Annotated in this window: 17 protein-coding genes; 10 read left to right on the top strand and 7 right to left on the bottom strand. The window is 39.1% G+C overall.

The window, feature by feature from the left end:
• The first annotated feature begins 95 nt into the window (after nt 1–95).
• Together rpoC and AC1M9L_RS12990 are read left to right on the top strand one after the other, a co-directional pair.
• Nucleotides 96–4289: a DNA-directed RNA polymerase subunit beta' gene (rpoC, locus tag AC1M9L_RS12995; RefSeq protein WP_035265945.1), complete on the top strand. Its 4194-nt coding sequence runs from the start codon at nt 96–98 to the stop codon at nt 4287–4289.
• A gap of 197 nt (nt 4290–4486) precedes the next feature.
• Nucleotides 4487–4843 carry a DNA transfer protein p32 gene (locus AC1M9L_RS12990; protein WP_481592362.1) on the top strand — a complete coding sequence of 119 codons (357 nt, stop codon included), beginning with the start codon at nt 4487–4489 and terminating at the stop codon, nt 4841–4843.
• 62 nt (nt 4844–4905) lie between these two features.
• Here AC1M9L_RS12990 and AC1M9L_RS12985 read toward each other — a convergent pair whose 3' ends face one another.
• Nucleotides 4906–5394, bottom strand: coding sequence for a DUF4442 domain-containing protein (locus AC1M9L_RS12985; RefSeq protein ID WP_481592361.1), 489 nt, complete (start codon nt 5392–5394; stop codon nt 4906–4908).
• A gap of 124 nt (nt 5395–5518) precedes the next feature.
• Between AC1M9L_RS12985 and AC1M9L_RS12980 the strand changes: the two genes are divergently transcribed.
• The 6 genes from AC1M9L_RS12980 to AC1M9L_RS12955 all read left to right on the top strand — a co-directional run bounded on the left by AC1M9L_RS12980 (nt 5519) and on the right by AC1M9L_RS12955 (nt 11747).
• Nucleotides 5519–6397, top strand: coding sequence for an alpha/beta fold hydrolase (locus AC1M9L_RS12980; RefSeq protein ID WP_481592360.1), 879 nt, complete (start codon nt 5519–5521; stop codon nt 6395–6397).
• Between the two features lie 92 nt (nt 6398–6489).
• Nucleotides 6490–7860, top strand: a complete 1371-nt coding sequence (locus AC1M9L_RS12975) for a Na+/H+ antiporter family protein (RefSeq protein ID WP_179998816.1) — start codon at nt 6490–6492, stop codon at nt 7858–7860.
• 309 nt (nt 7861–8169) lie between these two features.
• A complete protein-coding gene (locus tag AC1M9L_RS12970) occupies nt 8170–8754 on the top strand; it encodes an OmpW/AlkL family protein (RefSeq protein WP_481592359.1) in 585 nt (194 codons plus the stop codon).
• 131 nt (nt 8755–8885) lie between these two features.
• Nucleotides 8886–9233, top strand: coding sequence for a lysozyme inhibitor LprI family protein (locus tag AC1M9L_RS12965; RefSeq protein WP_481587405.1), 348 nt, complete (start codon nt 8886–8888; stop codon nt 9231–9233).
• A gap of 92 nt (nt 9234–9325) precedes the next feature.
• The gene (gene htpG / locus AC1M9L_RS12960; protein ID WP_180028982.1) at nt 9326–11245 is read left to right on the top strand and encodes a molecular chaperone HtpG; all 1920 of its coding nucleotides are present in this window, start codon (nt 9326–9328) and stop codon (nt 11243–11245) included.
• 220 nt (nt 11246–11465) lie between these two features.
• Nucleotides 11466–11747, top strand: a complete 282-nt coding sequence (locus AC1M9L_RS12955; protein WP_481592358.1) for a hypothetical protein — start codon at nt 11466–11468, stop codon at nt 11745–11747.
• Between the two features lie 61 nt (nt 11748–11808).
• On the opposite strand, the gene AC1M9L_RS12950 is transcribed toward AC1M9L_RS12955, so the two are convergent.
• Complete coding sequence (locus AC1M9L_RS12950) at nt 11809–13005, bottom strand: hypothetical protein (RefSeq protein WP_481592357.1); 1197 nt, start codon at nt 13003–13005, stop codon at nt 11809–11811.
• Nucleotides 13006–13433: 428 nt separating this feature from the next.
• Nucleotides 13434–14147 carry a DsbA family oxidoreductase gene (locus AC1M9L_RS12945; protein WP_035265969.1) on the bottom strand — a complete coding sequence of 238 codons (714 nt, stop codon included), beginning with the start codon at nt 14145–14147 and terminating at the stop codon, nt 13434–13436.
• A gap of 299 nt (nt 14148–14446) precedes the next feature.
• Here AC1M9L_RS12945 and AC1M9L_RS12940 point away from each other — a divergent pair, with 299 nt between their 5' ends.
• A complete protein-coding gene (locus AC1M9L_RS12940; protein ID WP_481592356.1) occupies nt 14447–15241 on the top strand; it encodes a hypothetical protein in 795 nt (264 codons plus the stop codon).
• A 54-nt stretch (nt 15242–15295) separates the two neighbouring features.
• Here AC1M9L_RS12940 and AC1M9L_RS12935 read toward each other — a convergent pair whose 3' ends face one another.
• Complete coding sequence (locus AC1M9L_RS12935) at nt 15296–16291, bottom strand: Lnb N-terminal periplasmic domain-containing protein (RefSeq protein ID WP_481592355.1); 996 nt, start codon at nt 16289–16291, stop codon at nt 15296–15298.
• 256 nt (nt 16292–16547) lie between these two features.
• Between AC1M9L_RS12935 and AC1M9L_RS12930 the strand changes: the two genes are divergently transcribed.
• Nucleotides 16548–17060: a hypothetical protein gene (locus AC1M9L_RS12930; RefSeq protein ID WP_481592354.1), complete on the top strand. Its 513-nt coding sequence runs from the start codon at nt 16548–16550 to the stop codon at nt 17058–17060.
• Between the two features lie 241 nt (nt 17061–17301).
• On the opposite strand, the gene drt2 is transcribed toward AC1M9L_RS12930, so the two are convergent.
• The 3 genes from drt2 to fadB form a co-directional block, all read right to left on the bottom strand.
• Nucleotides 17302–18666 (bottom strand): antiviral reverse transcriptase Drt2, encoded by a 1365-nt coding sequence (gene drt2, locus AC1M9L_RS12925; RefSeq protein WP_481592353.1) that lies wholly within the window; start codon nt 18664–18666, stop codon nt 17302–17304.
• 416 nt (nt 18667–19082) lie between these two features.
• The gene (fadA, locus tag AC1M9L_RS12920; protein ID WP_481592352.1) at nt 19083–20255 is read right to left on the bottom strand and encodes an acetyl-CoA C-acyltransferase FadA; all 1173 of its coding nucleotides are present in this window, start codon (nt 20253–20255) and stop codon (nt 19083–19085) included.
• A 12-nt stretch (nt 20256–20267) separates the two neighbouring features.
• On the bottom strand, nt 20268–22421 hold the full coding sequence (gene fadB / locus AC1M9L_RS12915) for a fatty acid oxidation complex subunit alpha FadB (protein ID WP_092766638.1): 2154 nt from the start codon (nt 22419–22421) through the stop codon (nt 20268–20270).
• Nucleotides 22422–22434: the final 13 nt, after the last annotated feature.

The raw sequence follows: 22434 nt of genomic DNA, 5'->3' as shown, positions 1-22434 counted from the left end.
AAAGAGGGGTTAGGGGAGATTACCAATTCAGTTAAAAAACAATATTTGTGACCCAGTTGTGAAGTGAAAATCTCCACAACACACGGAGAAAAAAATTGAAAGACTTGCTCGATATCATGCGCAAAAAGACGGATTCAGACGGTCATGCTCCTGTAGAGTTTGATCGCATCCGTATTGGTCTTGCGTCACCAGAAATGATTAAGTCATGGTCTCATGGTGAAGTTAAAAAGCCAGAGACAATTAACTATCGTACGTTCAAACCTGAACGTGATGGTTTATTCTGTGCCAAAATTTTTGGTCCAGTAAAAGATTACGAATGCTTGTGTGGTAAATACAAGCGTATGAAATACAAAGGTGTCATTTGTGAAAAATGTGGCGTTGAAGTAACAACTGCGAAAGTTCGTCGTGAGCGTATGGGTCACATTGAGCTTGCTTCACCAGTTGCACACATTTGGTTCTTAAAATCACTGCCTAGCCGTATCGGTCTTCTTTTAGACATGACGCTACGTGATATCGAACGTGTATTGTATTTCGAATCTTACGTTGTAACAGATCCTGGTATGACGCCATTTGAGAAATACCAACTTCTGAATGACGAAGAATACTTCACAGCATTAGAAGAGCACGGTGATGAATTCACTGCGAAAATGGGTGCTGAAGCAGTTCAAGATTTGTTGAAAGACATCGATCTTGAAGCTGAGATTTCTCGTTTACGTGAAGAAATTCCAAATACAACTTCTGAAACGAAGCTTAAGAAAGCATCTAAGCGTTTGAAGTTAATGGAAGCGTTCAAAGAGTCGAATAACAAACCAGAATGGATGGTGTTGACTGTACTTCCAGTACTTCCACCAGATCTTCGTCCGCTTGTACCACTTGAAGGTGGTCGTTTCGCGACATCTGATTTGAACGATCTTTATCGTCGTGTGATTAACCGTAACAACCGTTTAAAGCGTCTTCTTGATCTAGCTGCTCCAGATATCATCGTACGTAACGAAAAACGTATGTTACAAGAGTCTGTAGATGCATTGTTAGATAACGGTCGTCGTGGTCGTGCAATTACTGGTTCGAACAAACGTCCTCTTAAATCTTTGGCAGACATGATCAAAGGTAAACAAGGTCGTTTCCGTCAGAACTTACTTGGTAAGCGTGTTGACTATTCTGGTCGTTCGGTAATTACTGTAGGTCCTACTTTACGTCTTCACCAATGTGGTCTTCCTAAGAAAATGGCACTTGAGTTATTCAAGCCGTTTATTTTCGCGAAATTACAAGCGTCTGGCCAAGCAACTACCATTAAAGCTGCGAAGAAAATGGTTGAGCGTGAGACTCCAGAAGTTTGGGACGTTCTTGCATCTGTGATTCGTCAACATCCAGTGATGTTGAACCGTGCGCCAACACTTCACCGTTTAGGTCTTCAAGCATTTGAACCTGTATTGATCGAAGGTAAAGCGATCCGTCTACACCCACTCGTATGTGCTGCGTTCAACGCCGACTTCGATGGTGACCAAATGGCGGTACACGTTCCATTAACACTTGAAGCTCAATTAGAAGCTCGTGCGTTAATGATGTCAACGAACAACATCTTGTCTCCAGCAAACGGTGAACCAATCATCGTTCCATCGCAAGACGTTGTCTTAGGCTTGTATTACATCACGCGTGATGCAATCAATGCCAAAGGTGAAGGCATGGTGTTCGCGGATACTCACGAAGTAAACCGTGCGCTTGCAACAGGTCAAGTTGATTTACATGCTCGCGTTAAAGCTCGTGTACATCAAACTGTGATCAATGAAAATGGTGAGCGTGAGCAACAAACGATTATCGTTGATACAACGCCAGGCCGTTGTTTACTTTGGGAAGTTGTGCCAGAAGGTTTAAGCTTCGAGCAAATCAACGTTGAGATGACCAAAAAGAACATCTCTAAATTGATCAACTCTTGCTACCGTAAGCTTGGTTTGAAAGATACTGTTATTTTTGCTGACCAATTGATGTACCTCGGTTTCCGTCAAGCAACACGTTCAGGCGTGTCTGTTGGTATGGAAGACATGGTGATTCCACCTGCGAAGTATTCAATCATCGAGAAAGCTGAAGTTGAAGTTCGTGAAATTGAGCAACAGTTCGAACAAGGTTTCGTAACTGCCGGTGAACGTTATAACAAAGTTGTCGATATTTGGGCACGTACAAATGACCAAGTAGCGAAAGCGATGATGGATAACTTGTCTTACACGACTGTTAAGAACAAACAGGGCGAAGATGAGAAACAAAAATCATTCAACTCCATCTACATGATGTCTGATTCTGGTGCCCGTGGTAGTGCAGCACAGATTCGTCAGCTTGCAGGTATGCGTGGTTTGATGGCAAAACCGGATGGCTCGATTATTGAGACACCAATTAAAGCGAACTTCCGTGAAGGTTTGACCGTACTTCAGTACTTCATTTCAACACACGGTGCACGTAAAGGTTTGGCCGATACAGCATTGAAGACAGCGAACTCGGGTTACTTGACACGTCGTCTTGTAGACGTAGCGCAAGACTTAGTGATTACTGAGCCAGATTGCGGTACTTTTGACGGTCTCGTAATGACGCCATTCATTCAAGGTGGTGATGTTATCGAGAACTTAGGTACTCGTGTGCTTGGTCGTGTATTAGCTGAAGATGCGAAGCGACCAGGTTCTGATGAAGTAGTACTGCCACGTAATACACTCATCGATGAGAAACTTGCAAACTACCTAGAAGAGCAAGGTGTCGATGAAGTTAAAGTGCGTTCAGTAGTAAACTGTGCATCTACTTTTGGTGTATGTGCGAAATGTTATGGTCGTGACCTTGCACGTGGTCACTTGGTGAATCCAGGTGAATCAGTGGGTGTAATGGCTGCTCAATCCATTGGTGAGCCAGGTACACAGTTAACGATGCGTACATTCCACGTGGGTGGTGCTGCGAGCCGAACTTCTGCTGCGAACAGTGTTCAAGTACGTAATGCAGGCTTTGTCCGTTTCCATAATGTGAAGACAGTTCAACACGCTAAAGGTCACTTAGTGTCTGTTTCTCGTTCTGGTGAGATTGGTATCACTGATGACATCGGTCGTGAGCGTGAGCGTTATAAACTTCCTTACGGTGCCTCAATCTTGATTAAAGATGGTGGTGCGGTAGAAGCTGGCGGTATTGTAGCGACTTGGGATCCGCATACGCATCCATTGGTAACAGAAGTTGCTGGTAAAGCACGTTTCAGCCAAATCGCTGATGGTGTAACTGCAACCTCGAAAACAGATGATGCAACTGGTATGACGACAGTTGAAATTTTACCTGTAACGTCTCGTCCAGCTTCTGGTAAAGACTTACGTCCAGCGATTGTATTAGATACAGTTGATGGTGGTGAACAGTTCTACTTCTTACCACAAAATACAATTGTGACTGTCCGAGATGGCGAAACAATTGGTGTGGGTGATGTAATTGGTCGTGTACCTCAAGAAACTTCACGTACTCGTGATATTACCGGTGGTCTTCCACGTGTAGCTGACTTGTTTGAAGCACGTAAGCCGAAAGAACATGCGATCCTTGCAGAAGTTTCAGGTGTTGTAAGCTTTGGTAAAGAAACTAAAGGTAAGAATCGTTTGGTGATCACACCGGATGATGGCTCAGAGATTTACGAAGAGTTAATTCCTAAGTGGCGTACGATTAACGTGTTCGAAGGTGAGCATGTGAACCGTGGTGAAACGATTTCTGATGGTCCGCAAAACCCACATGACATCTTACGTTTGAAAGGCGAAGTTGCACTTACGAACTACATCGTGAATGAAGTTCAAGACGTATATCGTCTCCAAGGTGTAAAAATCAACGATAAGCACATTGAAGTCATCGTACGTCAAATGTTGCGTAAAGTTGAGATCATCGATGGTGGTGATACAAGCTTCATCAAAGGCGAGCAAGTGGATTACATCCGTGTTGTCCAAGAAAACCAAGCAGTACTTGCTCAGAACAAGTTCCCTGCGAAGTTTGAACGTCAATTGATGGGTATCACGAAAGCTTCACTTTCTACTGACTCGTTCATTTCTGCTGCATCGTTCCAGGAAACAACACGTGTGTTAACTGAAGCTGCTGTAACAGGTAAAGAAGATGATTTACGCGGTCTAAAAGAAAACGTGGTTGTTGGTCGCTTGATCCCAGCGGGTACAGGCTTGGCTTACCACTTAGAGCGTCGTCGTCAAGAAGCAGAAGCTGCTGAGCACGAATTGGTTAATGACTTCTCTGAAGTTGACCAAGCGTTCTCACAAGCATTAAATGAAGATCAGTTTTAATCTAAACTGAATTAAGAAGGCACCTACGGGTGCCTTTTTTTATTGAGTTTGATAATGTGAATTTGAGGCTAAATATCTATTTTGAAAAAAACTCTTTACAAATAGCATCATTTTCGCGTTGTCTTGTAACAGAAATTGAAAATTTTATTCTCTAGATCGCGATATGCTTATATAAATAGACAAAGAGGGACATCAAGATGAAAAAGTTAACAGCTGTCATGGCGATGGCAACCGTATCTACAATGCTACTTGCAGGTTGTGAAAGCATGACGCCGAATCAACAGCGTATTGGTGCAGCTGCTGCAGGTGGCGCACTTGGTGGTGGTGTTGGTAATAATGTTGGTGGTGGTGTTGGTGCAACGCTTGGTGGTGGTGCAGGTGCCGCTATAGGTAGTAAAGCTCAAGGGGGCTCAGATCGTAATGCCACTTATAGTGGTGTAGGCGGTGCAATCGGGTCTGCAGTCGGTAAAAGTATTTTTGGTGGTAACTCTGGCGCTGCAATTGGTGGTGCAATTGGCGGCGGTGCAGGAGCAGCGATAGAGCAAAAGCGATAGAACAAAATAATCGTTAATTTGCTAAAGTGATAAAAAAAAGCGCTCATAGAGCGCTTTTTTTATTAACGGAAACGTGTGGCTTTTGCCTTCTTGCGACGGATATACACAGTTTTGTGAACTTCTGCGATCCGTAAGCCTGATTCATCCATAATATTCACAGTATAGCTACGGTAAACAGGAGCATGATTGCTAGCGAGCTCTTTGATGAGTTGTATTTCACTGGAATCAATGCGGATATCTGCATAAACAGTGCTACGACCAGGAGTTAAAAAATCGATGCTTGCAGCCTTATCCCAAACAATATATTTATCACCTAAGTGATACATGAGTAATGTCATATAGAATGGGTCAACCATAGAATAAAGGCTACCGCCAAAGTGGACACCCACAATATTTTTATTTTTTCGTGTAAGTGGCATTTTTACACGAATATGATGATTTTTTAAGTCGATTTTATCGATAGTAATGCCTGCGCCTTGAAAGGGTGCAAAGCTATTAAACATATACTTGGAGATTAACGGAATTGTCGTTAGCTTTTTCAAAATACTCATTTAGGTCAATTATTTTTATTTCATTAGTTAGCATACTAAAGTACAAAAAATATTCTGGCATTGATCGAAAATCATCGTAGACCAAGAAAACGGTCAATCAATAACAAAAAAGGTTGAGCATATTATGCAATTTGAATCGCATTGGATTAACACGACAGATCAACAAAAACTCTATGCTAAAACATGGGGAGATCGGAATAAGCCGGCATTGGTGCTTGTGCATGGTTATCCAGACAATCAAGAAGTATGGGAACCAATCATTTCGAATTTAATCGAAGATTATTTTGTTGTAACTTATGATGTGCGTGGCGCTGGTCAATCGAGCTTACCGAAAAAGATTCGCGCTTATGCATTAGCTCAACTGTCTTTGGATTTGGAGAGTGTGGTAAATCGTCTGTTGCCAAATCGAAACTTTCATGTGGCAGCACACGATTGGGGCTCAATTCAAACATGGGAATCCGTAACAGAATCTAAATTTAAAGGTCGTATTCTTTCATATACCACTATATCTGGACCATGCTTGGACCATGCTGCTTATTGGATGCGTGAACAATTCAAACATCAAAAACCAAAGTTCTTTAAGCAATTGATTAAGTCTTGGTACATCGTACTATTTCAGCTACCCGTAGTTGCACCGACGATGTGGAATTTTCTCAATCCAGATCGCTGGGGCAAAATATTTGAAATTCTTGAAGATACAAAAGGCTTACCTGTAAACCAAAATATCTCTAAGGATGGTGAGTATGGTGTGGCACTGTATCGGGCAAACTTTATTCCACGTCTAATGATGCCTCGTCAACGTCATGCGATTTGCCCCGTTCAAGCGGTAGTCTTAAAACGCGATAAATATGTAAGTCCAGAGTTGATTGACGAAATTCCAAAATGGGCGACAGGTTTTGAACGTGTTGAGGTAGATGCGAATCACTGGGCAGTTTTAAGTCGTGCACAAGAGATCGCATCGTATATTAAACAATTTGCAAAAAAAAATGCGCAAGGCGAATAGAATCTGACGAGTGAAGGTTTCAACCCCTGATGAGCAGATTTATTACAAACAAATTCTGATAAAATAGTTTTTTTGTCTGATTCCTATTTCTTATGTTTGCAATTCTTGCTGCCATTGGGGTCATGTTTGGCCTCTCTTTGGCTCGTGTGCCTGTGGTATTTGCACTGATCATTGGTGCTGTAACAGGAGGCCTATTGGCTGGTCTTGGTTTACAAGGCACTATGGAAGCGTTTAATGGTGGTTTGGGCAAGGGTGCCCAGATTGCTTTAGCTTATGGTGTACTTGGTGCATTTGCCTTAACTTTGGCTCGTTCAGGTTTGCCAGATCTTCTAGCATATAAAATGATTAATTCACTTAAAGGTGAGGCTAATCTTAAAATACAAAATCGTGTCAAATATGCCATCTTTGCAACGGTTGCAATAGCGGCTGTTTGTTCTCAAAACGTAATTCCCGTGCATATTGCTTTTATTCCTGTATTGATTCCACCATTATTGATGGTATTCAACCATTTAAAGCTTGATCGACGATTGGTTGCATGTCTACTCACATTTGGTTTATGTGCAACTTATATGTTGATCCCAGTCGGTTTTGGTGCAATTTTCCTAAATGATATTTTAGGTCAAAACATCAATACTTTTGGTGAACCACTTGGCTTCCAAATTGATTATGATCAAATCCCTTCTGCGATGGCGATTCCTGTGTTTGGGATGTTCGTAGGTTTATTAATCGCAGTGTTTTATAGCTATCGTAAACCACGAGAATATCGTGACATTCATGTCGAAGAACAACCACAAAGCATTTCGGGTGAAATGGGTGTTCAAGAAGGTTCTGCGAGACCGGAGGTTTCTAAATTTACGATTTATATGGCGGGGGGTGCTGTTTTAGCAACGCTTGCAGTGCAATTGTATTCTGATTCGATGATTTTAGCTGGTTTAGTCGGTGTGGCGATCCTAAGCTGTGCAGGTATTTTCAAGTGGAGAGAAGCTGACGATGTCATCATTACTGGTATGCGTATGATGGCACTCGTGGGTTTTATTATGATCGCAGCACAAGGTTTTGCAGCCGTGATCGGCGCTACTGGTCAGGTTCCGACTCTAGTGGAAGCTTCAGTCGCATGGATTGGTGATAGTCAAGGTTGGGCAGCATTCTGGATGTTACTCATCGGGTTGTTAATTACACTAGGTATAGGATCATCATTCTCCACAGTGCCAATTCTTGCAATCATTTATGTCCCATTATGTATTCAGTTTGGTTTTAGTCCAGCAGCAACAATTGCGCTCATAGGTACTGCTGCAGCTCTAGGTGATGCAGGCTCTCCAGCTTCAGACTCGACTTTAGGTCCAACATCAGGTTTGAATATGGATGGTCAACATGACCATATGAAAGACAGTGTGATTCCGACATTTATTCATTTCAATATTCCATTGATGATTTTTGGTTGGATCGCGGCAATGGTGCTATAACTATATTTAAAAAATGATTGAATAAAAGGCGATTAATATAATCGCCTTTTTTATTTTAAATCAGATTAAAGTAGTGGGTTTAAATAAAAAAATCCCGAGTAAAATAATATGATTAATAATTTATTTAAAATAATTGATGATTTTATAATTGACTAAATTAGTATGATTTAAAATAAATTATCATTGTAATCAATTGTTTATAAATACAATGTATTTTATTTAAATTTTAAGAGTTGCATATTAATTTTTGACATGTTTATTATATTTAAATAGTGGTTTATTTAGATCAATCTTCCAGAGGTTATAATAATGTTAAATAAAATTGCACTGATTGTTTTGCTTGGAATGTCTGCAAATGCACTGGCAGGAGAATGGCAACTTAAGTTAGGTGCATCTGCAATTTCTCCAACGCATGATACCGCTGTGGCCTCTCTAGGAGGAGCTAAAGTGGAAGCCGATGATGAATTTGCTTTTACCCCTTCGGTGGAATATTTCTTTAATGATCAAATTTCTGCTGAATTATTATTAGCCACACCAGTTCGCCATGATGTTTTGATTAATGGCGCTGATGCAGTGACGATTAAACATTTACCACCAACACTGACTGCGAAATATCATTTTAAAAATAACTCGGGATTTACACCTTATGTTGGTCTTGGTGCAACAGCATTTATTGCTTGGGATGAGCAAGGCGTTCAAAGTGTAAAAGAAGATTTTGGTTATGCAGCGCAGTTAGGTTTCAATTTCCAACCAGCTGATGCAAAAAACTGGGGTGTATTCGCTGACGTACGTTATGCAGATTTGAACCCTGAAGTGAATGTAGATGGAACAACAAAGTTCAAGCTAGATATAGATCCAGTCATCTATAGCATTGGTTACAGCTACAAATTCTAAAAATAAAGTTGCGCCTAGCCCTATTATTCAATAGGGCTTTTTTTATGTGTTGTACTATAACAGGTAGAAAATACCATATAAAAAAACAATTTTTTTCAATAATCTAGAAAGCTCATAACCGAGTAGTATGCATGAAGAACCAATTCATAAAACTCATCATTGTACTGGCTGCATGTGGAAGTGTTCCAGTATTTGCAGCGAGTTTTGATTGCAAAAAGGCGCAGTCCGAAACTGAGAAAGCTGTTTGTGAACATCGTATCCTGAATGATGCAGATGTTAAAATGGCTACGACTTATCAAATTCTACGTCGTTTAGTACCGATGGGAATGCGATCAATCATTCAGAATGAACAAGTCAAATGGCTGGAATTACGTGATCAATGCCAAGCAAATTTGCAATGCTTAAATCATGTCTATCAAATGCGTCAGCAAAAACTAGAAATACATCTTGATCGAATTTACAAACAAGGTCCTTTTTAAAAAAATTTAATTTTGACCATTGAAAAAATTAGAAGCTACACCATTCATTAAGCATTCAAAAAAATTGTTTTGATGTGTTTAAGGAGTAGTTTATGAGCGAGCAGAATACACAAAAACATAGTTTCCAAGCGGAAGTTGCTCAGCTTTTACATTTAGTGACGCATTCACTTTATTCAAATCCAGAAATTTTCCTTCGTGAGCTAATTTCAAACGCTTCAGACGCATGTGATAAATTACGTTTTGAAGGGATTAATCATCCTGAATACTATGAAAATGATCCAGATTTACGTGTACGCGTACAATTGGATAAAGATAATAAAACCATCACCATTTCAGACAACGGTATTGGTTTAAGCCAACAAGAAGCTATTGATAATTTGGGTACGATTGCTAAATCTGGTACTAAAGACTTTATGTCTAAATTAACCGGTGATCAAAAGTCAGATGCACAGTTAATTGGTCAGTTTGGTGTCGGTTTTTATTCTGGCTTTATTGTCGCTGATAAAATCACAGTTGAATCACGTCGTGCAGGGGCTGAAGCTTCAGAAGGTGTACGTTGGATCAGTGGTGGTACAGGCGAATTTGAAGTTGAGCAAATTACGAAAGAAGGTCGCGGTACAGATATTATTCTACACTTGCGTGAAGACGCATTAGATTATTTGCAAAGTTATAAAGTAAAGCAAATTATCAATAAATATTCAGACCATATCAGTTTACCAATTCAAATGGAAAAAGAGGTATGGCAACAAGAAGAAGCAGCTGAGGGCGAAGAAGCGAAACCAGGCCAGTATGTCAAAACGGGTGAATGGGAGGCGATAAATTCTGCCAGCGCATTGTGGACACGTAGTAAGAATGACATTACTGAAGAACAGTATATTGAGTTTTATAAAAACTTAAGTCACGACTTTGAAGCACCGATTACTTGGGCGCATAACCGTGTAGAAGGGAGCACTGAATATACGCAATTACTGTATATCCCAAGTAAAGCACCGCACAACATTTTCTCACGTGAAGCGAAAGCAGGTATCAAGCTCTATGTGAAACGTGTCTTCATCATGGATGATGCAGATAATCTCATCCCGAACTATTTACGATTCGTTCAAGGTGTTGTGGATAGCGCAGACTTACCGTTGAATGTGAGTCGTGAATTACTTCAAGAAAGTCGAGATGTTAAAACCATCCGTGAAGGTAACACACGTCGAATCTTAACAACTTTAGATACTTTAGCTAAATCTGAAGATGAAGCAGATCAAGAGAAATTTAAGAAGTTTTATGCTGAGTTTGGTTCTGTCTTAAAAGAAGGTTTGGGTGAAGATTTCACCAATCGTGACCGAATTTTGAAGCTTCTACGCTTTGCAACTTCAAACAATGATGAGGTCACCACTTCATTGGCTGACTACAAAGCAGCAATGAAAGAAGGTCAAAAGGCGATTTATTATGTAACGGCGGAAAGCTTAGCTGCTGCTAAAAACTCGCCACAACTTGAGTTATTCAAGAAAAAAGGCATCGATGTTCTGCTAATGACTGAACGTGTAGATGAATGGGCAATGGAATTTGTTCATGAGTTTGACGGGACACCAATGCAGAATGTCGCAAAAGGTGCTGTCGATTTAGGTGATTTACAAGATGCTGAAGAGAAAAAAGCATTAGAAGCGGCGGCTGAGCAGTTTAAACCTGTGGTTGAAAAGCTGTCTGAGTCATTAAAAGACAAAACCAAAGAAGTGCGCGTAACCACTCGTTTGGTTGATTCTCCAGCGTGTCTGGTGACGGGTGAAGGCGAGTTGTCTCCACAGTTGATTCGCATGTTAAAACAGGCAGGTCAAGCAGTCCCAGAAAGCAAGCCAATTTTAGAGATTAACCCTGAGCATCCATTGGTGAAAAAGTTGGATGGTTCAGCACAATTTGATGATCTTGCAAATGTGATTTTTGATCAAGCGATGATTGCGGAAGGTGGTTTACCAGAAGATCCAGCTGCATATTTAAAACGCATTAACAGCTTATTATTGAAATAAGCGCATATTTTAAATTGTGATCGAAAGCCTATCTTCGGATAGGCTTTTTTTATGCAGCGCCGTCGTAGGATGTAAAAGGAACTATTTAAGCTTTGGGTTAAACTAGATAAATTTTTTCGATGTTGATGATAAAAAAATACGTCCAAGTTTCGATTTGCAAAACATATTAAATAATAATAATTAATCTATAATAGCGATCATTAAATATTGGGAATATTCTATGAAAACTTCAATGATGCTCGCATTTAGCATGTTTTGTCTGAGCTTAACCAATGTCACTTATGCAGAACAAGATGTGAAGAAAATTGTTCGAAATGATCGTGTAACCGTAGTGAAGCACCAAATTCCACAATTTGATATTAATCCTTTTGTGGATAGTAAACGTATCGCACGCACAGATCGCGTCGGTTATGTTTTACCTAAAACTGAAGCTGAAGCGTCTCCTAAAAAAAAACGTATTACACGTAATAATCGTATCGTGATTCAAAAGCCTGTCATTTGAGAATCTAAGATCCAAAAAAAGCCCATCAGTGATGGGCTTTTTTTATGACTATTATCGAGCGCTAAAATCTAGCTTCAAGACGAACTAAAGCACGAGGATAGTGTGATCGATCTTCACGCTTGTCATTAAAATAGTTAAGATCACCTTGAACAAAGAACCATTCGCGGAATAAGGGTTGGCGCCACGAAACAAAAGGTCCCCAACTGTTCATACGTAAATCATCGTTGTTGTAATAACCACCCACATACATACCGTAGTTAAAGCGGTTATCATGGAAAAACTGATGTTGGCGATAGGTACGATTATCCCAAGTCCAATCATCATCTTGCTCATCCGCATAAGTTAGATAAAGCTGATTTGAAATAAACGCTTCATTTGGACGTGCATGCGTGAGTTCCAAATTGGTTCTTAGATAATTTTCGCTATCTATACCATAACGATAGATTTGTTCAGCATGAAAGGAAAAATCATTCCCGAGAGTCCAATCTTTTTTTGCCTTCAAGCGGGCATAAATGTCATCTCCAGATCGAATACCTAAGTCAGCATCTAAATCGAAAGGTAACTTATCAGATAGTTGTGACCAACGTAATGCGATCGAACTGTTATCTTCACGGATTCGCTTAGTGTCGACATTTTTGTCGGGATCAGCAGCGGGATTTTCATTGGTAATGGCAATATTGTTGTCAATTTCATTATCCAGTGAATCATCACCAAAGACTAAACTTAATTTACGCTCTAAGGTTGGTAAGTCGATTTTACCGCGTATACGTGGCTTGAATTCGTAATCATCATACTTATTCCATTTATTATCAAAGATTACACGTAGCGTTGCTTTGGCGGTTTCATCTTCATAACCTTCACCAAACCAACCATCGATTCGCTGAGCGGTTCGGTCTGCCCAGTGGCGAATCGATTTTTGACGTCGGTCAATCCATGATAAATCTTCAGTCGCTTGGGTCGGGGCGTATATTCTTTTATTGGATTGTTCAGGGAATAGTGTGGGGGTTGAATCTACCATGCGAGGAACGTAGTTAATCCAACCTAAGCTATTTTCATCCGATGTTGGCCAATCTTTTTTTTGAAATTCTAAAGGATAGTCTAAAGTAGGGAATTCGCTACTGACACTGATTTCATCTGTTTGATAAGGATCAGTCAAGTGATCTATCTGATCTTGGCTATACACGAAAGTACTTAAAAAGCTACAACTTAAGACAAGACTTAAGGTTGACGGTTTGAACTGCTGCATGATTCTTTTCATATTCGCTCTAAGTCATTTTCATTGTTAAGCCGCTGAATTTATTTATAAAATTAAAAATGGGCTTAAGCATCGTGATATTATTAAAAATCAATGTTTGATCTATTCTAATGAATTGTTCAACAAAATTCACAATAAACAACAATGAATTTAAAGTGATTTAAAATTGGAACAGATAATGAGAAGACTTGAAACTGTAATAATTTTATTAAATGATTGTTTTATAGATAAAAAAAGACCTCCTTGGGGAAAGAGGTCTATAAAAATTTACCATGTATAGAGTCATGCAGTGAATCTATACATGAAGTATATTCAGTTCCGATTCACTTGAATAGGCTTGTTTATGCAACGCTGAATTCTATTTTTATAACAGTCTAAATATGGCTTAAGTCATGCAACCTTAAGCCAGTATTTAGGTTCTCGAAGATGTTTTATGATTTACTTGGTGGCACGTCACAATGTTCATCAGTACAAGTTTCTGCATCTTCAACAGTGGGTTGATCTGTTTGTTCATTGGCAGTCGTTAATACTTTGTTGATCACATCTTGGAAGACTTGAGTCGGTTGAGCACCAGCCAAAGCCACACGCTGATCGAATACAAAAAATGGTACGCCAGTCACTTTTAATTGATCACGTGCAAGTTCTTCATCAAATTGGACAAAATCGGCATATTGATCAGAATCCAAAATATCATCCACTTCAACTGGATTTAAACCAATGCGCGAAGCAACATCTTCGAGGGTTTCACGCTCGCCAATGGCTAAACCTTGGGTCATATAGCTATAAAAAAAGGCTTCTTTTGCTTCCGAACCCAATCCTAAGCTTTGTGCATGATGAATAATTCGATGGGCGTTGAATGTATTTCCTGAGTTGGCATTTTCCCAATTGAACTCGATGCCTTCTGCTTTTGCCATTTCCGCAATATTGCGTTGCATTTCTTCAACTTCAGCGACAGTACGCCCATATTTTAATGCTAAACGTTCGCTATTTGAGACTTCTTGACGTGGCGGTGCATCAGGATCTAGCTGAAAACTGTGCCAATGGACTTCAAGTTCTACACCAGTTGCAGCAGCTGCTGCTTCTAAACGTTTTTTTCCGATATAGCAAAAAGGGCATACTACATCTGACCACACATCTACACGCATAAAAAATCTCTAATCATCATTTATGAATCTATAGTGTGGGCAATGACAACAAAATTAAAGGTCTAAATCTGAAACGCAGAGTTTCAATCCGATATATTTCTGTCGAAAATATGAATTTTGCGTAATAAATTATTGAAACTTGATCACAGAATCACGAATAAATCGACAAAATCACAGCAATATCCACTAAATTCATTCCTATTTCTGCTTAAAAAATATGCTATACAATACACATCATGTGCTTGTCATTGTTCGCAAGTGATTCATTACTCAAACAAAAAAAAGGATAGGAGTTTGAGATGCGCGGAATTTTAGCGGTGGTTATCGTCATAGTGACCTTATTATTTGGTTATTGTGCCTACGCCCAAAATGAGAAAAATGATGAAGTGCAACGTCAACAATTTGATTTGGTGATGACGGAAAAAATTGAGCAGCTTTATGTTCAAGCGAAGGATTGGAAAACCCCTCTGAATTTTAAAGTTGAAGATGAGCGTTTGGATGGTGACTATAAAGTACTTTCTGAATTTATTTTGAAGTATTGGGTAGACAATATTGAATCACGAAATATGTATTTACGTGAGTTAGATCAAGCCAAGTGGGATGAGTTTCTGAACGTTCGTCGCCTAGAATTAGATAAAAAGAATAAATATCAAAACACCGAAAAGATGTTTGTCCAAGTGAAGAAAATTCAATCTGAATATCAAATGCGTGACCAACAAATTTATGCGACAGCTTTACAAGCGCTTGATGCTTTGGAGATGAAATCAGACTTGCGTGAGCCAATGAAAGAAAAGTTAAAATTCAGCCGACAGCATAATAATGATCAAGCTTTGTTTGCTTTAGAACTTAAGATCACAAAAAAAGCTGAAGAAATGTTTGAGTTTTTGAAGAATCATGACTGGCAACGCCGTAACGAAATGATCCTATTTAAAAGTGATCTCAGTGTGAATCGCTTTAACGAGTTATATCGCGAATTAAATCAATTACAACGCGAAATTGATCAGTTAAAAAATCAAAATGCCGAAGTGATTGAAGCACAAACAGTGAATCAAAGTCCAAGTTCAGAGCCTGCTGTTCAGGAAGAAACGCAATAAACAAACTTTCTTGGTTGTTTCTTTCAGCGTGGTTATAAACAATGGACGCATGCTTTACTCACGGAGTAAGGCAGAAAAGGCTTTACTTGAAAGTAAATGTACATCATGAACATGCTCAATTTTAGGATTAATATGTGCTTTTTCTTTCCATTGATTTAAAGTAATACCATTATCGAGGACTTTTTTGTCATATAAATAGTTTGGAATTAAACCTGGCAATGTCACGCGATAATCTCGTGGAATTTGTCCTACTGCATGTTCTAATAAATCAAACAAGATGGTCGTACAATTACTAATATAGGTGTTATACCAAACTGGGGTATGATTTAGCCGATTGGCTTTGTTCAGGAATTCTAAAAAAAACATCTGAATTTCGGTTTGATTCATTTGAATTGGATAAATATAGACATCTTCTTCGCGAATATTTGAGCGGGTATAAATCAAATCATTTTCATCACCTACGACCAGTGCTAATTCATACTGCCGAAAAAAACCGCCAATGGTGGAGAAACCTTCATCCTTTTCCTGACGAACTTCTAAAGAAAATGCGAGATGTTCGCCATCATCAAAACCAAATGTAATAAAAACATGCGCAATAGGACCTTGCATAAAATGAGATACCACTAAATCTATACGATCTAACTTTTCTAAATCGTATTGTCGTGTTTCCCATCGCGTCACGTAGTCTTTATCACTGTGCCAAATAAAATTTCTGACATTCTGTAATTCCACTTTGCCATCTTTGAATTGGAATTGAATAATTTTGTCGGTTTCATCCTGCCAAACGCGATCATTGCGTGGTTCTAAGGAAAAAAAGCTAATAATAGTAATCAAAAAAATAATCAAATACGCCCATGTGAAATAGGGCTTATAGCTGTGTTGCTTGAAATGGAATATCCCTGTAATGATGGCAAGTCCAACCCAAAACAAGATCAGTACATAAGTGAAAATGGCATTAACAGGCTGATGTGTCCAGATGAATAAGATTGCCCAGAGTGATGTGAGACATAAAAATATAACGAGTAGGCTGTTTTTTATTTTAGTTTTCATGGCTGATGGATATGTATGAGTTTTCTATTTTTATAATGAATTGAAGTTAAGCTTTGAAGTCCATATTTGTAAAATCAGTCCGATTCTTGAAATTCAGTTACTTAGCAAAACTTTTAAAAAACACTTGAAACCATTTATCTGAGTACTGATGAATACGTAAATAAATTGGTGTAGTTTAATTAAAGAATAGCTCTATTTGTTTAGTTATTCTTGTTCCTGATGCTCAATTTGAACGATGCATGTCAGAGTCTTACTTATGACTAATTCTAAATTATGTTTGATGTTCGGTGTGATCTCAGCTTTGCTGATGAGTTTGACTCATGCTGAAGATGTTGCAAGCCTGCCTTCAATTCAATTGTTGGCGGACGATGATTTACGTGATGAAGTTGTGACGACTGTTACACCTTTTCAAGAAGATCAAAAGGTGCGTCAATCTTTGCAACATCAAGTGATCAAAAAAGAGCAGGATATTCAAAATGCTGCTTTAGAGCAAAGTTCACCTGCACTGAATATTCAACCGAAAACTCCAGTGCCTGATATGAGTCATCTATCACCTTTACAGCAGCAGTATGTTTTGTCTGTTGCAGCTGGTTTACAGTCGAATGATCCGAGTTCAGGCATTTTTAGAATGTTAGAACCTTTGGGGATTGATCTTAATACTGCAATAGACGCTGTGAAAAGTGGTTCAGTGAAAATGAATTCAGATCTGTCTCGTTTCAAGTTGATGTTTGGAGATAAACAAGTACAAGCTGCTTTTCCAAGTAAATAAATTGCAGTGAAAGTTGTTTAATGAAGCCAATCGTTTGATTGGCTTTTGTTTTTAGAAATGATCGTAATGTGTCAATGCCATAAGTGTGGAACTGGCACAGCAGTTAGATTCTGCCTATACCGTGATTTTTGATGCAGTGCATTTTTAGCAAGTGACGGGTATGGAGGGTGATGAGGTAAAATTAGTGTTAGCAAGCTTCTTAAATGAATAAATTTTGAAATTGTAAAATTTAGATATTTATTTATCTATGAGTATGTTGAATAGACAATTCTGAGCAGTAATATAAGTAATTATTGTTTTCATACTTCAGAATATGTTGTTGAATTTTTTTCCAATGAGGTTTGATCTGCTTTTTAATTGCTGGTTCATTCATGATTTTAGATGCACGAAGAGCATAACTTATATAATTCCTTGAGGCAATAAATGAGAATCTCCTATAAATATGCTTTTTGTGGCGTTCAAGAGGCAACTCGCCACGATTAATTCTAGCCTGGTTTATTTTTAAAAGATGTTTATTAGACATTTTTATTGCTTTCATTACTTTATGAGAATATTTAGCTAGTCCAGTGTCTCTTAATAAAATTTTTTTTCCATCATAGGTAAAACCTAAATATTGCAACTCATCCTTTGAAACTCGTAATCCATTTGCAAAATGGACAATTTTTGTTTTTTCAGAATGAATGACTAATTTAAGTTTTTGAATAAGAGCTTGGATGTCTCTAAATATGTATAAGTGATCTTTCTTGTCACAGATTATTAAAATATCATCACAATAGCGATAATATTTTCCACCTACTTTCTCTACTTTAATATGTATTTTTTCGTCAAAATCAAGCATATAAATATTTGATAAAAAAGCGCTAATTGCAGAACCTTGGGGGATTCCTTTAGAGTCTGTATGAGTTTTTATGATTTCCTTTTTTCGAATTTTCTCGCGAAACTCAGAGACTGAACACAATCTTTTTAAATTTTTATAATTTTGATTAAGCGACAAATTTAGATGATGATAAACATCATTTTTGTGGACATACGAATATTTAGTAATTGATCTAAAAACTTTATAGTGATCCTTAGGTAGTATTTCTAAACCAAGAATATTTTGCCAAGATTTTTTCAAAAGTTGATGATCTAGCTCATCAAAAAAACTTTGTATATCAATACAAAGAACAGAACAGTCTTTTCTATTTTTGATCTCGTCAAACACATTCTTAGCAAAATGTATGTTATTGGGAGATTCTGGAAGTTTTCTAAAAGCTAATACTGAATCACTAATATTCTTCTCAAACAATATTTTTTCATAATTTTCAGACAGTAAATATGCATAATAAGCATATATATGCCCATCTATATGAGCTGAGTATTTTATAGGTCTAATTTTTGGAGGTTTCTTTTCAACAATAGTAGTTTTTTTCCCGTTCACGACTTTATAGCCTTTCTTTTTTATTTTATATGAGCTGATTTCAAAGTGAATAAAGGGAAAAAAAGAATGTTTTTCAATATTTTGAGGATTAGTAACGAAACTAAATATTTTCTCAGGTGGGAGAGGGTAATCGAAATGTAAATAAGATTTCTGACGGTTTTTAAAAAAATTATAATCAATATTCATTTAGAAAACTCAAGAAAAGGCTGACGATAATCCTCGTTTTGACACGCTCTATTCTAAGAATAAAGTTCCTTGAGCATACCCAAGTACCCAAAATTACGTACCCTCTAGAAGAAAAACTCCTACATCGTCTTTAGATCACGAAAGGATTATACTATGAGAAGCATTGATTACATTCTGTGGAGTTCAACATACATTATCTGTATATGGTTCCAAGCAGTTTGCATTGTTTCACCAGATGTATTAGAAATCGTTCTAATATTATGTGGTGCAATACTTGACAACAGATTACCTTCCCCATATTCAATAATATAGGCTTAATTAATATACTAAGAATAACAATGTTCTACAATATCTATTTATTTTGAATGAAGAAACCCCGCATTAAGCGGGGTTTCTTTTGGTCACTTATTTAAGAATTAAACACGTTCGATGATTGTCGCGATACCTTGACCTAAACCAATACACATCGTCGCAAGACCGATTTGTGTATCTTGTTGTTCCATCACGTTCAACAACGTCGTTGTGATACGTGCACCAGAACAACCCAATGGGTGACCAAGCGCAATCGCACCACCGTTTAAGTTCACGATGTCTTGTTTGTCATGTAAACCTAGACCTTTCAATACTGAAAGACCTTGAGCAGCAAATGCTTCGTTTAACTCAACAGTTTGAATGTCACCAATGCTCAAGCCAGCACGTTTAAGCGCTTTTTGCGTTGCAGGAACAGGACCATAACCCATGATCGCAGCATCACAACCTGCAACTGCCATAGAGCGAATTACAGCACGTGGCTTAAGACCTAATGCTTGCGCACGCTCAGCAGACATCAATAACATTGCAGATGCACCGTCAGACAACGCTGATGATGTAGCAGCAGTCACTGTACCGCCTTTAGGGTCAAACACAGGACGTAACGCTTTAAATGCTTCAAGGTTAGCATCTGGACGAATCACTTCGTCTACATCACATAGGATTTTGAAGCCATTTGCATCATGACCTTCAACACCAATGATTTCGTTTTTGAAACGACCTTCTTGAGTAGCAGCCCAAGCACGACGGTGAGATTCAACACCAAAAGCGTCTTGCTCTTCACGGCTAATGCCATTCATACGACCTAACATTTCAGCAGTTAAGCCCATCATGTTAGATGCTTTCGCATAATGTTTAGATGCTTGTGGGTTCAAGTCGATACCATGCATCATGCCAACGTGGCCCATGTGCTCAACACCACCGATGATGAAGATATCACCTTGGTTAGTCGCAATTTGAGCAGCTGCGGTATGAATTGCTTGCATTGAAGAACCGCAAAGACGGTTAACAGTTTGACCTGCAACAGTTTTTGGTAAGTCTGCCAATAACACGATGTTACGACCGATGTTCATGCCTTGCTCTAGAGTTTGGTTCACACAACCCCAGATCACATCTTCAACTTCGTTCACATCAAACTGGTTACGAGCAACCAATGCACGAACTAATTCAGCAGATAAGTTATCGGCACGTACATTGCGGAACATACCATTTTTGGTTTTACCCATTGCTGAACGTACGCCATCAACGATGACAACGTCACGTGGATTTAAAGTAGCCATTCACGTTGCTCCTTAACCGTAGAATTTTTTATTGTTAGCAGCCATGTCACGCAACATTTGTGGCGCTTCATAAGCCTTACCTAAATGCGCATACTTGTCGCAAAGCGCAACATACTCAGCTACACCAGTTTGATCGATGTAACGGCATGGACCACCACGGAATGGAGGGAAGCCTACACCCATGATCATTGCCATATCTGCTTCGTTAGGTGTTGCAACGATGTTGTCTTCTAAGCAACGAACAGTTTCGTTACAGAAAGCAATCATCATACGGTCAATGATCTCTTGAGAATCAAATTCACGTTTTTCACCAGTCACGACAGAAGCAATCACGTCATACGCTGTTGGATCAACAGTTTTTGCTTTCTTGCCTTTCTTGTCCAATTCATATTTGTAGAAACCAACATCGTTCTTTTGACCAAGACGTTGTGCTTCATACATTGTTTGGATTGAACCTTTGAAATCAGGCTTCATACGGTCAGGGAAACCTTCAGCCATCACTTCTGCACCGTGAACGCCAGTATCAATACCGACAACGTCCATTAAGTATGCAGGACCCATTGGCCAGCCAAATTTTTCCATCACTTTGTCGACTTGTTGGAAGTCAGCGCCGTCTTTAAGAAGAAGGTCAAACGCACCAAAGTAAGGGAACAATACGCGGTTTACAAGGAAGCCCGGGCAGTCATTGACAACGATCGGGGTTTTACCCATTTTTTGAGCGAGTACGACAGTCGTTGCAATCGCTTCAGGTGAAGTTTTTTCACCGCGGATCACTTCAACCAAAGGCATCATATGCACTGGGTTGAAGAAGTGCATCCCTACAAAGTTCTCAGGACGTTCAAGGTTTTCAGCCAAACGCGTGATTGAGATCGTAGAGGTATTTGATGCAATGATCGTGTTTTCACGTACTTTAGATTCAGTTTCTTTGAGTACGATTCCTTTCACTTTCGGGTTTTCAGTTACCGCTTCGATCACGATATCGACTTCTTTAAACTCATCATAGCTTAATGTCGGACGGATACGTGCAAGCGTTTCACCCATTTGAGCAGGCTTGATTTTCTTACGTTCAACTTGTTTAGTTAGGAGACCGTTTGCTTCTTTCATTCCTAAAGCAAGTTGTGGGTTACCAATATCTTTCATGATAATTGGTGTGCCTTTGCTTGCCGCTTGATAAGCAATACCACCACCCATGATACCTGCACCAAGTACTGCAGCTTGATTTACAGGGTGAGCGCCTTGTTCATATTTTTTCGAAGTTTTCTTCACAACTTGGTCGTTGATGAATAAACCAATCAACGCGCCTGCTTGTGGCGTTACCGCTGCTTTTGCAAAGTGTTCAGCTTCTTGGCGAAGTGCACCAGCACGATCTAAGCTCGAACCCGCTTGCATAGAATCAAGCAATAATTTTGGCGCAGGGTATTGTGCAGGATTAGCTTTCGCAAGCACCACACCTTTAGATGAGTTGAAAGCCATCATTTGTTCTAATGGATTCAACTTAATTGGATCTAATTTTTCTTGACGCTTCGCTTTCCAGTCTAAACGACCTTCGATTGCTTGTTTAACGATAGAGATCGCAGCATCTTGTAATTTATCAGCAGCAACCACCGCATCGACCGCACCATCTTTAAGTGCAGCAGGTGCTTTTTTCGGGTTCGCCATTGCCATCCATTCAACAGCGTTATCGATACCGATTACACGGCTTAGACGAACAGTACCACCGAAACCAGGAATGATCCCAAGTTTAATTTCTGGAAGACCAACTTGTGCTGATTCTGACATCACGCGATAGTCACACACCAAGCACATTTCGAAACCGCCGCCCAATGCCATACCATTGATTGCAGCAACTTTAGGAATATTTAAATCTTCGAATGAGTTGAAGATTTCATGAACAGGCATCGCCCAATCTACAATGACTTGTTCGCCTTGCGCAAAGTTTTCACCAAACTCAGTGATGTCTGCACCAACGATAAATGTAGATTTACCAGATGTAACGATAAGACCTTTAATCTCAGCGTTTGATTGAACAGCAGCAATTGCAGCTTTAAAGTCGTCAATTGTTGCGCGGTTGAATTTATTAACCGACTCACCTTGTAAGTCAAAGCGGAATTCTGCAATTCCGTCCGAAAGCATTTGGACGGTAATGGCATTGCCAGCGTGGATCATGCCCTGATCTCCT

This window comes from Acinetobacter sp. ANC_7511 (assembly GCF_056779975.1).
The sequence above is the reverse complement of the archived record's forward strand: the minus strand, read 5'-3'. Positions and strand labels throughout refer to the sequence as shown.

What these genes read in the sequence shown, in the direction of transcription:
- AC1M9L_RS12990 (WP_481592362.1), top strand. Translation starts at nt 4,487, where the DNA reads ATGAAAAAGTTAACAGCTGTCATGGCGATGGCAACCGTATCTACAATG.
- AC1M9L_RS12985 (WP_481592361.1), bottom strand. Translation starts at nt 5,394, where the DNA reads ATGAGTATTTTGAAAAAGCTAACGACAATTCCGTTAATCTCCAAGTAT.
- AC1M9L_RS12980 (WP_481592360.1), top strand. Translation starts at nt 5,519, where the DNA reads ATGCAATTTGAATCGCATTGGATTAACACGACAGATCAACAAAAACTC.
- AC1M9L_RS12975 (WP_179998816.1), top strand. Translation starts at nt 6,490, where the DNA reads ATGTTTGCAATTCTTGCTGCCATTGGGGTCATGTTTGGCCTCTCTTTG.
- AC1M9L_RS12970 (WP_481592359.1), top strand. Translation starts at nt 8,170, where the DNA reads ATGTTAAATAAAATTGCACTGATTGTTTTGCTTGGAATGTCTGCAAAT.
- AC1M9L_RS12965 (WP_481587405.1), top strand. Translation starts at nt 8,886, where the DNA reads ATGAAGAACCAATTCATAAAACTCATCATTGTACTGGCTGCATGTGGA.
- htpG (WP_180028982.1), top strand. Translation starts at nt 9,326, where the DNA reads ATGAGCGAGCAGAATACACAAAAACATAGTTTCCAAGCGGAAGTTGCT.
- AC1M9L_RS12955 (WP_481592358.1), top strand. Translation starts at nt 11,466, where the DNA reads ATGAAAACTTCAATGATGCTCGCATTTAGCATGTTTTGTCTGAGCTTA.
- AC1M9L_RS12950 (WP_481592357.1), bottom strand. Translation starts at nt 13,005, where the DNA reads ATGAAAAGAATCATGCAGCAGTTCAAACCGTCAACCTTAAGTCTTGTC.
- AC1M9L_RS12945 (WP_035265969.1), bottom strand. Translation starts at nt 14,147, where the DNA reads ATGCGTGTAGATGTGTGGTCAGATGTAGTATGCCCTTTTTGCTATATC.
- AC1M9L_RS12940 (WP_481592356.1), top strand. Translation starts at nt 14,447, where the DNA reads ATGCGCGGAATTTTAGCGGTGGTTATCGTCATAGTGACCTTATTATTT.
- AC1M9L_RS12935 (WP_481592355.1), bottom strand. Translation starts at nt 16,291, where the DNA reads ATGAAAACTAAAATAAAAAACAGCCTACTCGTTATATTTTTATGTCTC.
- AC1M9L_RS12930 (WP_481592354.1), top strand. Translation starts at nt 16,548, where the DNA reads ATGACTAATTCTAAATTATGTTTGATGTTCGGTGTGATCTCAGCTTTG.
- drt2 (WP_481592353.1), bottom strand. Translation starts at nt 18,666, where the DNA reads ATGAATATTGATTATAATTTTTTTAAAAACCGTCAGAAATCTTATTTA.
- fadA (WP_481592352.1), bottom strand. Translation starts at nt 20,255, where the DNA reads ATGGCTACTTTAAATCCACGTGACGTTGTCATCGTTGATGGCGTACGT.
- fadB (WP_092766638.1), bottom strand. Translation starts at nt 22,421, where the DNA reads ATGATCCACGCTGGCAATGCCATTACCGTCCAAATGCTTTCGGACGGA.